9 protein-coding genes and 1 riboswitch are annotated in these 12791 nt (G+C 45.2%); all 9 genes read right to left on the bottom strand.

What is annotated here, in order from left to right; translation table 11 throughout:
- The 9 genes from L1D44_RS01270 to L1D44_RS21730 all read right to left on the bottom strand — a co-directional run bounded on the left by L1D44_RS01270 (nt 1) and on the right by L1D44_RS21730 (nt 12469).
- On the bottom strand, nt 1–861 hold the full coding sequence (locus tag L1D44_RS01270; RefSeq protein ID WP_239888504.1) for a transporter substrate-binding domain-containing protein: 861 nt from the start codon (nt 859–861) through the stop codon (nt 1–3).
- Between the two features lie 372 nt (nt 862–1233).
- Nucleotides 1234–1569 (bottom strand): DUF1971 domain-containing protein, encoded by a 336-nt coding sequence (locus L1D44_RS01265; RefSeq protein ID WP_239888503.1) that lies wholly within the window; start codon nt 1567–1569, stop codon nt 1234–1236.
- 83 nt (nt 1570–1652) lie between these two features.
- Nucleotides 1653–2816: an NADH:flavorubredoxin reductase NorW gene (norW, locus tag L1D44_RS01260; RefSeq protein WP_239888502.1), complete on the bottom strand. Its 1164-nt coding sequence runs from the start codon at nt 2814–2816 to the stop codon at nt 1653–1655.
- A gap of 1 nt (nt 2817) precedes the next feature.
- A complete protein-coding gene (gene norV, locus L1D44_RS01255) occupies nt 2818–4341 on the bottom strand; it encodes an anaerobic nitric oxide reductase flavorubredoxin (protein ID WP_239888501.1) in 1524 nt (507 codons plus the stop codon).
- Nucleotides 4342–4627: 286 nt separating this feature from the next.
- Nucleotides 4628–6178 carry an Ig-like domain-containing protein gene (locus tag L1D44_RS01250; RefSeq protein WP_239888500.1) on the bottom strand — a complete coding sequence of 517 codons (1551 nt, stop codon included), beginning with the start codon at nt 6176–6178 and terminating at the stop codon, nt 4628–4630.
- Nucleotides 6179–6557: 379 nt separating this feature from the next.
- Entirely contained in the window at nt 6558–7439 is an 882-nt protein-coding gene (locus L1D44_RS01245; protein ID WP_239888499.1) for a helix-turn-helix domain-containing protein, read from the bottom strand.
- A gap of 171 nt (nt 7440–7610) precedes the next feature.
- A complete protein-coding gene (locus L1D44_RS01240) occupies nt 7611–8708 on the bottom strand; it encodes a cysteine synthase A (RefSeq protein WP_239888498.1) in 1098 nt (365 codons plus the stop codon).
- Between the two features lie 185 nt (nt 8709–8893).
- On the bottom strand, nt 8894–10054 hold the full coding sequence (locus tag L1D44_RS01235) for an aminotransferase class I/II-fold pyridoxal phosphate-dependent enzyme (protein ID WP_239888497.1): 1161 nt from the start codon (nt 10052–10054) through the stop codon (nt 8894–8896).
- Nucleotides 10055–10285: 231 nt separating this feature from the next.
- Nucleotides 10286–12469: an immunoglobulin-like domain-containing protein gene (locus L1D44_RS21730; RefSeq protein ID WP_275660367.1), complete on the bottom strand. Its 2184-nt coding sequence runs from the start codon at nt 12467–12469 to the stop codon at nt 10286–10288.
- Between the two features lie 70 nt (nt 12470–12539).
- A riboswitch (cyclic di-GMP riboswitch) is annotated at nt 12540–12625 on the bottom strand.
- Nucleotides 12626–12791 lie beyond the last annotated feature (166 nt).

Below are 12791 nucleotides of genomic sequence, written 5' to 3'. Positions count from 1 at the left end.
TTACTTTTTGGCATCTAATGCCGCTTTATCAAAATAGTCTTGGTAGTAATGAAACACTGTAGGGTAATGCTTCTTCACTAACTTGTTATAGCTACCGTCTGCGCGGATCTGTTTCAAATACTGGTTGAAGGCTTGTCGAAGCTGTGGCGAGTCTTTGCGAAAACCCACCGCCATTCGCTGCTCTTCGGAGATGGGACCAATAATCTTAATCTCATTTGGCCACTTATCTATCGCAATCAGTGAATCTGCAACATCTAGTAGGGTTGCCTCGGCCTTAACACTGAGTAGAAATGGTACCATTTCATTAAGCTGTAATTGCTTAGCGGGTAAAATAACATTGGCTTGAGTGCCGTACAGATCATATAGGTCGGGATCGAGACAAGATTGCTTCATGGCGATGATATCTCGCTGACGCAGCATCTTCTTCACGGTTAAAACATCATCCAACTCAGAGCCACTGGGATTAATTGGGTTCAGCTCTGACTCAGTGCGCGCAACCAGCCAAACCGCAGAGGGAAAGTAATCATCGGAGAAAGCCACAATCTCCTCACGCCAATCTAAAACGGTAAAACCATTAGCAATCACATCGCCGATTATCGGCTCAGGTTCGCCATAGACGACTCTATTATTAATGAACTGACCATTACGCCCTGTCAGCATGCCAAAAACCGTTGTCCATGTGGCGGGAATAAACTGATATTCCACTCCAAGGTGACGAGCGAAGTTTTGCATTAGCTCAATATCGAGGCCACTATGAGTGATCTTGTTGCCTTCCGAGTACTGAGAAACGAAGTTTGCATAGGGTACCCCTAGGTGACGCAACACCCCTTCAGCTTTAACTTCGGCTAAATCCCTTGCCATGACTTGGGTCGCCGAAATGCCAAAAGTAACCAGCAATGCTAGCAGGGGTAGAAACCTTGATTTTACTTGGAGCCTCATCGTAAAAGTCTCACATCTTAGGGAGCGTTTAGCTTGAATGACGGGCGTGGAGTATAACCCGAGTCGATGTTATTTCCACGACTCAGGCAACACTTTTATAAGTGATGGTTAAATTTGCAGCTACGTCGGTGTAAAATAAAATAAGTAAAGATAAAACAATCGCATACAATCTAGTTTAATAACTAAAATGTCACAATAAAAGTCAAATTTCTGTCACCCACAAACAAAAAAGTCAGCAAGGGCTGACTTCTTTTCTTATTCGTTCATAGGCTACTTATCTTAACTATTCTAAGCCTACTTAGTGTGAAACATTGGCTTATTTGATTTATCTGACTCTGACCAGAAATTAATATTGAATTGAGCATCATCACTTAGCTCAATACGATGCCAATACTGGGGAGGACTCGTAACAAACTGCCCTGCATTAATCACTACTTTCACCTCAGCTTCAGTCTCTTCACTATTAGCAAAACCATAGTAAGTAACCTGCCCCTCCATCACACATAGCTGACCAAATACGCCTTCTGCCGTATTGTGATGACCCAGCAGGGCCGCCGGCACATTTTCCTTAGTAAAAAAGCCGGTTGAACGCTGAATGGTCCAATTTTTAGGGATCCGTAAATGGCTCATATTTAACTCCTCAGGATATGTTGCTGTCAGCGATTTACTTACAGCAACATCTGCAATACAAAATTGTTTAAATCTATTGAAAGCTATAGCGATTTCAACAGCGAGAAGGCTCTATTCATATGTTGCTCGGCAACGACAAAGCCCTGTAACGTCCCCTCAGCATTTAACGCATTAACACTACAACCTTCAGCATCAATCTCCATCTGCCAGCGTTGGATGCCCACTACTGTGTTTCCCCCTAGCTGAATGGGATAATGTGGCGTTTTGATCTTCACTAACATCGCGGGAAGCTCCAACTTTGTCGCCTGACCCAATAAGGTTTTTGCTAACGCATTCGCACTGAGCAGCGCTGGCTGTAGGTAAGCCAATACTTTGCCATCTATCTCGGCGCAATCTCCCAAAGCAAATATATCGGCCGCCGAAGTTTGTAGAAAACCGTCCACTATAATCCCGCGGCCAACAGCAATGCCCGCTCGCTGCGCCAACGCGATATTGGGCATGAGTCCCGCGGCAGAGATCACCATATCGACCTCTGTTTGCCGATTAGAGGCTAACTTGGCAAGGATTGAAGAACTCCCACTAGTACTATCGCTAGTGTGATTAAGCGCAACAACACTATCATTAAGCGCCAGCTCCACTCCCAATCCTTGCATCTTTTTGCCCAGCTGCAGGGCAATGTACTCAGGCAATAAGTTAGCCATCAAACGATCGCAGGGATCGACAGTCATCACCTTTTTCCCTGCACTCGCCAGATCCATCGATAACTCTGCGCCTATCAAACCTCCACCTATCACGAGTATGCGCTTAGCCAGCGCAAGTTGTTGCTCTACCGCTTGGTACTCTTGCAAGCTATTTAGGGTCATAACTCTGTCGATGGCATTACCTGACATAGGCGGAATAAAGGCTTTAGCCCCCGTTGCCAATACCAACTTGGAATACGGGTAAGCTTGATCAGCCACCAAGATCCTATGGCAATCAGGCTCTATTGCATCAACTCTTGTATTAGCCCATAGCTCAAAATCAAACTCGGTGGCCATAGCTGCGCCTGTCGCCCTAATTAGATCGCTAGCAAGCTGCTTTTTAGAAGCCACATGGCTAAGATCTGGCTTGTTATAATCATCACCACTATCACAACTAAATACCTGAATTGCGGTGGTAAGATCGCTACGTCTGATCGCTTTGATCAATTGATACGCAGCAAAACCACTGCCGATAATGATTATGGGGGCTTGTGTTTGCTGACTCATCTTAAGCTCCCTTGGTAGGCAAAAACACATCTTTGCCTAAGCCACATTCTGGGCAGAGAAAATCTACAGCAACATCTGACCAAGTAGTGCCTGGGGCAACATTTTGATTCGGCTCACCAATAGCAGGGTCATACACCCAGTTACACACGGTGCACACCATGCTTTGCGTATCGAGCTCGGGGCTTATCGCAACTTCAGCTTCGGGAGTGAATGACTCAACGGCTGCTTGTTGCTGTACAGGCTCTTTGTCATCAGCCTCTTGAGTACTGATTTCTTGGGCTGTCGGAGCTGGGTTAACGATCTTCTGCTTTAATGGCTCAGATAGATCCCTCAACGCCCACTGCTTTGCAATGTGTTGGCCATATTCGCGACATTCACGCATCGCCTTGCCATCGGGGCGCCACTTGGTTTTCATACCGTAACTCGTCTCAAACCCAGCATCGGTAAGGCGTGTATGAATGCGGTCAACCGCACCACCATTCCAGCCAAAGCTCCCAAAAGCTGCGGCCTTCTTATTTTTAAAGCGCAGACCAGTGATCTCTTCCAGCATGCCGGCCACTTTGGGCATCATCACATTATTCATGGTTGATGAACCCACCAAGATCCCTTTCGACCTGAAGATACTGGCAAGAATGTCATTCTTGTCTTGGCGCGACACATTAAATACCTTAACGGCAACGCTGGGATCGACATCATGGATCCCTTGGGCGATCGCATCGGCCATCATGCGAGTATTGTTCGACATCGAGTCATAGAAAAGCGTGATGCGATCTTCTCGATAGTTATCGGCCCACTCAAGATACTGATGAATGATCTGGGCAGGATTGTCACGCCATACGATGCCGTGAGAGGTCGCTATCATATCGACAGGTAAATTAAAGCTTAATACCTCATGGATCTTAGCCGTCACCAATGCACTAAATGGCGTTAAAATATTAGAGTAATAGCGCAAGCATTGATCCATTAACTCCGTTTGATCCACTTCATCGTTAAACAGGCGCTCATCGCAATAGTGCTGGCCAAACGCATCGTTGCTGTACAGCACAGCATCGCCAGTTTGATAGGTCATCATACTATCAGGCCAGTGCAGCATCGGCGCCTCGATAAAGATAAGCTGCTTGCCGTTACCGATATCCAAGGTGTCGCCAGTTTTAACTATATTGAAATTCCATTCAGGATGATGGTGATGGCCGACGATCGAATCCACGGCATTTTCGGTGCAATAAATTGGCGTATTGGGGATCTTTGCCATTAACGCAACCAGCGCACCTGAATGGTCTTCTTCGGCATGGTTTATGATGATGTAATCGATCTGATTAAGATCGATCTCCATCTCTAGATTTTGAATGAACTGCTGACTAAATCTATGGTCGACAGTATCAATCAATACAGTCTTCTGCTCACGAATAAGATAGCTGTTGTAACTGGTACCTTTAGTCATCTTGTACTCAGTACCATGGAAGTCTTGCACTTCCCAGTCACGTTGCCCTACCCAATGAATGTTGTTTTTGACATGAATTGTCATATTGTCACCTATTACTAAAATTTAATTAGTGCACTTACACTAAACCTGATCTTGTAATAGCAGCGAATGTGCCAACTTTTACCTCATTGATTTACTGGGTATTTTAAATATAAAGCAGAAATAAGATTGTCTTTTCAACAACAGGAAGTGATGTCAAAACGACAGGTGCAAAGTCAAAAAGACAAACACCTCAAACATAAGCATTACTCGTTAACACCCAAAAATAACTCATAAAAAAGCCCCAACTTTATTAAGTTGAGGCTTTAAAATGCACTTATCTATTCTATTACTGATGCATCTTCTCAATTAAGGCTGCGCGGGCATCGTAATCTTCTTTATGACAGCTTGAGCAACTGTCTTTTGAAGTATTCCAAGGCTGAACATACTTACCGTCTTTGGAGAAGTTCTCAGGACTAGATGCTGGATATTCCAAATTAATCCTGAAGAAGTGCTTGTTGTTAGGCATATGACAGCTTTCACACTTGGCCACAAAGCTGTGGATCTCAAGCTCTGGCGTGAACGGCTTGTCGTAGTGACAATCCACGCACTGTTTCAGCATCGCATTCTCATGACCCGGCTTGTCATCATTAATCTTTGATTGATGTGGATTATGACAGGTATGGCACGCCATATCCTGTTTCTTACCTGTGATCTCACCCGTATCGGCATCCATTCCTAATAGCGCATCACCGGCAACTCGACCACCAATATCATAAGGGATCGTACGACCACCGATACTGTCGCCACCAAAGTCTTGGTTATGCTCACTGATAAAGGTTGGGAACTTACGGTTGGTCTTCTTGCTGTGACATTCAGCACAGGTGATCGCTTTACCAAACGCCATATCCGCTTGCTGTAAGTCAGAGGTATAGCGCCCCTTAGCAATACGATCAATATCATCTGCAGACTGAGTCTTCACATGCTTATCGCCAGCGCCATGGCAGGCTTCACACTGAATCCCCGTCATCTCAAACGTACCTTCGATACCTTCAAGACCATCTTGATGGTTTGGATTCAAAGGCGAGTCTGGAGTGTAATCTTTCCAACCGGTTGTATGGCAGTGACCACAATCGAATGAGTGTCCGTCTACTGGAAAATGTGCATTATTAGGAACGATATTGTCTATCGTAAAATCTTCACCATTTTCAGGTAATTCAGCTCGAACACCTTCGCCCGCAAGAATGTAACCATTGCTATCGATGTACATGGCGGTGCGATAGTAACCACCGATAACATAGCTCACCTCATCCCAACTATTCGGTGTACCCGCACTATTTTTCGCACCATGAAGCAACTCGACCGAGCCTTCTAACGATGAGAACGGGAACTGCGGTGCCTCACCGTTTTCAATCTTGCTTAGCTTAAAGTTATGGCCTGTTTCTAAGAAGGTCGCTTTATCTGTATGGCAGGTTAAACAAGTTTGTGTTCCCACAAAGTGACCCGTCTCAGTTGCTGCAGAGACCTTAATTGTCACGGTTGAATCATCAGTCGCACCTTGCGGGTCGGCAACCGTGTAACTAAACACAACAGTGCCAGGCTGTACTGGAGTAAACAGCAATTGGTTGTCTTTAATGACCCCAGTGCCTGAACCTTCGATTAACTCCACGACTGTTAACGTTAGCGCATCGCCATCAGGATCAGTGTCGTTAGCAATGGCATCAACCATTACCGGAGTACCAACAATGGCGGTGGCCGTTGTTGGTTGAGCGATCGGCGAATTATTATCACTTGGCGGAGGCGTCACGACATCATCATTGTCGGAGCTACAGGCGATCAATACGCTTGCCATACTTGCGAGTAACACTCTTTTATATAAAGCGTTTAAGTTGTTAATCATGATATTCCCTGCAAAAGTTATCATTATTTTTTATTTAAATTCTGATATTGATACCGCGTAAAAATCATCACCGTTTATAAAAACTGAAATGACTCACTTTTAAAAATAAGCCTAACATTCAACAGGATGCACTTTATTTTGGCCGCAAAAAACCATCACGCCGAACTTAGGGCATGAATAAAGGTTATTGAAAGTGGATTTCGCTTACTTCAATTTTACAAAGTGGAAAATAGTCAATTCACCGCCGAGGCGTAATGGATTTTTCGGCCCTAAAATGGTGTTTTTCGTACCTATTAAAAACTATGTGAGCTCGATGGCTATTTATTCCTAGTGCTTCAAGCCTATTTCTTAATCTAACCAAGTAATTGAAAGGTAAGATTTAAGAGAACTGAGTGGCGGCCTTCCCCCTGAATTGAGAAGGCGTCAGTTGGGTATGACGCTTAAAAAATTTCACGAAATAGGTCACATCATCGAAACCTAACTCATAAGCAATGTCTTGAATTTTAGCGCTACCGATAATTAATTGTCGCTTTATCTCAAGAATGGCATGGGCATCAATTAACTGCTTGGCAGTTTGACCACTCGCCTGCTTACACATTTGGTTCAGCGATTTATAAGAGATATGCAGCATCTCGGCGTAATCCGATGCATCACGGGTATGAGCCGCATTACTCTCAATAAGCAATAAGAACTGCTGAAAACGTAACGCCTGAGTTTCGCTAAGATGCTGAACGTCCGTTTTGCGCTCAGCAGCCAAGGCCACCAACAGTGACGAAAACAACAGCTGCACGAGTAACTGTGATTCCGCTTCGCTTTCCTGAGCCTTATTGATCTCAAGCAGCAAACTGTCACAGGTATCAACCAAGGCGGAGCTTAGGCTCAAAAGTGGCTGCTGTGAACTCACCAAGTGGGTAGGAGTAAAAAAAGGGATGCGAATATTGGTTAAAATAGCATTTAAGAAGTCTTCGGTAATATTGATCATCTTACCTTTAGGGCGATTCTTCAGATCAAAGGCATGCACTTGGTGTTTGTTGACAAAAATAAAGCTACCTTGCTTAAAAGGGTGATATTTGAAATCCACAAAGTGACCGCCTTGTCCCTCTGTAATATAGATAAAGCAGAAGTAATTAATCCGGTGAGCATGTGATGGACAGACTTTATACTTAGGTAATCTGCTATAGAAAAGCTCCAAATCTAATATTTCGACACCCGACTTTTTAATACTCGGAGCCCTAAATTCTACATTAGGAACATTGTTCATCGACTTTATGCCTACAGTTCAAGAACCGCAAAAGCCAAACATTACTAGCTTAAGGGTAAAACGCGAATAACTACTTTAGTGAACTATCTAATGCCATAGGCTAATAATCAATAAAGAGGCAATGAAAATAAAACTCAGCTCTCAATCTAAACCGATTACGAGTATATCCGATTAGCCTCGCACCTCCACTACGGCGGATAACGACTGCTCTTGATAACGAGTAAACATGGCCAGAGCAGATTCACTCTCACCACTGAAACCTTTTTCGCTGAGAAATTGCTCATTATAAAGCTTCGATGAAGAACGCTCAGGAAGATCGCAATAAAAGGTCACTATGGTTTTTCCTCTGCCCATCTTAGCCGCCGCATAAAGAGCGCCAGCAACGTTGAGCGCCGCACTGCTTCCGAGCACAATACCATCATGCTCTCTTACATGACGTGCGATGGCCACTAAATCGACATCGGGCAAGGTAATGGCTTTATCGATCTTCGCTTGGCGAAAGTTTTCGACGCTTCGCATAATACCTATCCCTTCGGTAAAGGAACTTCCACTAGCAACATATTCGCCTGTTTTTAAGTAGTTATAAATCCCTGAACCATCGGGATCCACCAGCCAAGTTTGCAATTGTCTATTCTTAGTCGAAAGAAAGCGGGAGTTACCCGCGATGGTGCCACCAGTGCCAGCAACCGACACCAATGCATCGATTTTACCTTGAGTCTGACGCCAGATCTCTGGCCCTGTATGGCTAAAGTGGGCCTTGCTGTTGCTGGTATTTTCAAATTGATCGGCCCACCAGTAATTCTCATTCTCTGCACCGAGGCGCTTAGCCGTATGATAAAAATGATCTGGGTTGGCAAACGGGCAGGCATCCACTAGCTTAAGCTCGGCATTATAAAGCAAGACCATCTGTTCTTTCTCACGCGCCTGCCCCCTTGGCATCACAACTAACATCTTGAACCCCATAGCCTTAGCCACCAGAGCTAGACCAATCCCCGTGTTACCTGCTGTGCCTTCAACGATAGTCATACCTGGAGTTAACTTGCCACTAGCAATAGCATCTTGAACCATCTGCAGGGCGGCACGATCTTTAATCGAGCCACCGGGGTTTTGCTGTTCACACTTAAGTAAGATCTCACAACCGCTTAGCTCACTCAGGCTGTTGATCCTAAGTAGATCGGTATTGCCGATAAGCTCAGTGATATTACTGGCAATGCCATGGGGGACAAATACCTGATGGTCAAAACTTGAGGAGGATGAGGAAGCTGACATAGATAACAATCTCTGTTGCAGATACTCATTCAATATTAGGCACAGATTTGATTTAAGCCAAACCTATGCTTCCATGATACTTAAGTTTACAAGAGCAGTTAGCAAGAGCTGTTCAGCAACCAGTATTGCTTTAGCGCAATACTGGTTGAATGAACTAAGATTCGCTACCTATGCCCAGACGTTAATTACACCCAGCCCAATTCGCGAAATTTTACTAAGGTCTTGCAGAAATATTGCATCTGCGCAGGGGTGCCGATAGAAAGGCGGTTCCAACCTTCTCCATGGTTAAACGGGCGCCCGACCAAAATACCCGCCTTTGCCATACGCTGCATATACAGCTCGCTATCGCCATTAACCTTGTGGAAGATGAAGTTGGTCTCGCTTGGCAAATACTCTAAACCTAATTCAGTTAACTGTTGGTATACTAAAGCCTTAGCCTGACTATTAGATTGTAAGCTTAATTCTAACCATTTAGGGCTTTCAAGGCTGGCCTTAGCAGCGACGCAGCCAATTAAGTTAGCATTGTCGATACTGGCTTGGGCCTGCATCAGCTTAATTAACTCACTATGGGCGACTCCATAGCCGACACGAAGTCCAGCAAGGGCGTAGATCTTTGAGAAAGTTCTGCACACCACAATATGTGACTGACCTTGCTTAACCCGTTCAACCGCAGACACAAACCCAGCTTGCTGCACATACTCCACATAGGCTTCATCGACGATAAAGCTCAGCTGGCTTGATGCCTTATCTAACCACTGATTAAGCTCGCTTTGAGGCAGTAGCAAACCCGTCGGGTTATTAGGGTTACACAGGTACACGATTGAAGGACCATTGTGAGCCGCTACTTTTGCCTTCATGGTGGCAATATCCGTTTGCCAATTGTTATCTAGCTTTACCTTCACTACGGGTACACCACGCGCCATGGCGTAATCGATGATCACCCCGTAGCTTGGATCTGGCATCACCAATTGAGTGTTAGTTTGCACCAACGCATCCAGTGCCATCTTTAAGACTTCTGACGAGCCATTGCCATAGATGAGTTGCGACTCTGCCACTGATATATTCTCTGCAATCGCCGTCATCAATTGACTGCGCGCGGCATCGGGGTAGCGCCAGGCATTAGGCAGTGCCTCTGCCACAGCTTGCTGCGCTTTTGGCGCTAGGCCAAGAGGGTTTTCATTAAAGTTTAGCGGTATCGCGTCATCCGCAGTCATTCCAGTCGATGCTGTCGAAGTCGTCGCTGTAGAGATTGAGGTTGAGCTACATCCTATGGTGGCCAAGCTTGATGCGGCGGCACCTGCATATAGGAATTGACGACGACTTAATTTGAAAGAAGAGCTTTGCATACTTAGTTATTATTATTGAATTAATATATGCAGCAGATATTCTTATTAACTGTTCACGACCGCTAGTCCATCAGTCATGTTTTGCAGCCAAGATCACACTTTTTCCATATAGCTAAGTGCATATAAATAAGGGATAAATTAGCAGTACATTTATTGTGTAAAAAAGCCCCGTCACATCGACGAGGCTTTAGCATATTCATGCTAGACAAGCATAGCATTCACTATTAACGATTAACGTGCGAACCAAGCATCTTGCCAAGCACTGCCAGTACCTGGTGCATAGTGACTCGCAGCGCCGCTACACCAACCACTGTTTGGCCAAGGTAGGCACTCATATACCCCACCAGCGTTAGTCACTACGTCACCGGCTTGGTATTGGGTACCTGCCGCGTAAGCTGGATAGTCGCCGCCCTCGCTATCTTCCTCAACCAAGCTAACGCTAGTGCGACGAATCAATTCCAGCTCTGGTGCGCTCACTACGACTTCATAGCTACCTGCCACTAAATCCGTTGCTGACAAGGTGACAGCAGCAGAGCTCGATACCTTAACTTCACTGCTTGCAAACACAGTACTGCCTTGTTCTAAGCTGGCATTAACTACCATAGTTTGGTTAACACTAGCGCTAAACTCAATAGTCACACTGCCTTGCTCAAGCACATAGCGCGGCGCAATACCGCTTACATCAAGAGTAGGTTTAACCACTGGAGGCAAGCCGCCATCACAATCGCTATCGCCTTGCGCTTTCCAAACGCCCCACTCGCCTGTAGTGCCCGGCTCATCACCTTGGGTCCACCAGCCAGCTAACCAACTCTGACCTGAATGGCTAACCGTGTCACCGCCAAGGTAAACCTTTGCTTTATCCCATGCATTTTCACACACAGCGCCTTGCTCTTTCACAGTAACAGTACGCAATGCAACGGTTTGTTGCCCTGCACTGTCTGTTACGCGGTAAGTGAGTGAATACTGACCTAGTCTATCCGTATCAACATCACCTTCAATAACGATATGGTCTGTTAAGTCACCATCTTCGGCATCAAGTGCGCTAACACCAGCCATAGGGTAAAACTCACTACCAACTAATACACTGGCATTAGTTACGCCTTTGATTTCTGGTTTGGTGTTATACACTTCAACACTACGCACTTGCTCAGTCAGATTATCATCGCTATCAGACACGCGGTATGTTAGTGCATACAAACCCAGTGCGTCAGTGTTTACGTTACCTTCAACTTCAATTGACGATGTTAAGTCACCATCTTCTATATCCTTAGCACTCACACCGGCTAATGCATCAAACTGTGCGCCTAACTTAACGCGAGTGTTGTTCACCCCACTAAAAATTGGCTTACCGTTATCTGGCTCTGGCGGCAGAATATCTTGGCCATGAATAAACGGACCGTATGCCTTAATAAATGACTCATTGTACGCCTGACCCGCAGAGCTTTGCCCCATATCCCAGTTAACAGACCAAGTCATCACACCACGTAGTGGCTGACCTTGTGCTTTTAGTTGTTCAAAAGCAGCGTACAGTTTTTGTGGGTCTGTAACATAGCCCGTTGCTGCGGCATCGATGTTAGTAGGTATACCAAACACAAGTTTGTCATGCGGGATCTTAGTAAAACCATTGTTGCCGTTAGCTAGTGCGTCAGCGATATGATAAATAAACTCTTGCTTTAAGTTATCGTTGTTTTGCGCAATCCAACCTAGGCCTTCGATATAAATACCGTCACCGCCTTGGTTATAAAATTGTGGATTAATCCAGTCGTAATAGCCCTCTAATGCCGTGATATAAGGCACGTACTTGCCACCAGTTGTTAGGTATGGGAACTCTGGCGCCATGGTGATCAAGAAGTTTTTACCCTGTTCACGGTAGTAATCTTTAACGATACGCAGCGCCGCAGGAATAACGGTTTGGTTGTCTGCAGCGGTCACCGCCGCTTGCTCTAAATCGATATCTAGACCATCAAAGCCATAGACTTCGACAAGACGGATAATCTCATCGGCTAGGGCTTGCTCTTGACCATTACGAAGTTCGATATGAGCATCGGCACCGCCTAAGGCGATCAATACCGAACGGCCTTGACGGTTAAGCTCACCTATCTGCTCAATAAATTCAGCTTCGGTTAAACCAATTTCTGGATCGAGTTTAAAGGTAGGAATCGTGCCTACTGCACCGTAGACCTTCATAAATGACACATCGACCACGTTATATTGTGGATCGATCTCAGTTAGCGTCACACAAGGGGCAACACCACCTTTATAACCCGCACCGCCACACCAGTTATGCCAATAACCAACAACAACCCCAGCTTGCGGGTTGACCATATCAACGCCATTAGCCATAGCTGGCGCCGACATCGCGCCCATTGCCAATGCTATGCTCGCGCCAAGTAGATTAAGTTTGAGTGATTTCATTAATTCATCCCTTTTCATTCAACATCGAAAAGCAACAAACAGGCAGGCAATGTCTGCAGCCCGTGTCACTTGCGGTAGCGCCACTGCCGTAGGAATTACTCCGTTAGGCTGGATGCTTTGCGTCACCCGTTTTCACAGGTTTTGCCTTTTTCATCAAGTGCATAAGTAGCACTCATCTCATTTTGCGGATTATTATCTGCAACCCTAATTTTGTAAATCAAAATATAGTGAAAAAATCAATCTAACAGCAATAAACACCTTAAAACCACAAAAGACAAAACTTTGACAACTAACAAGCTGATTAAAAAGAGGTAATAATAAA

Origin of the sequence: Shewanella sp. Isolate13 (assembly GCF_022398325.1) — a bacterium.
Lineage (GTDB): Bacteria > Pseudomonadota > Gammaproteobacteria > Enterobacterales > Shewanellaceae > Shewanella.
The sequence above is the reverse complement of the archived record's forward strand: the minus strand, read 5'-3'. Positions and strand labels throughout refer to the sequence as shown.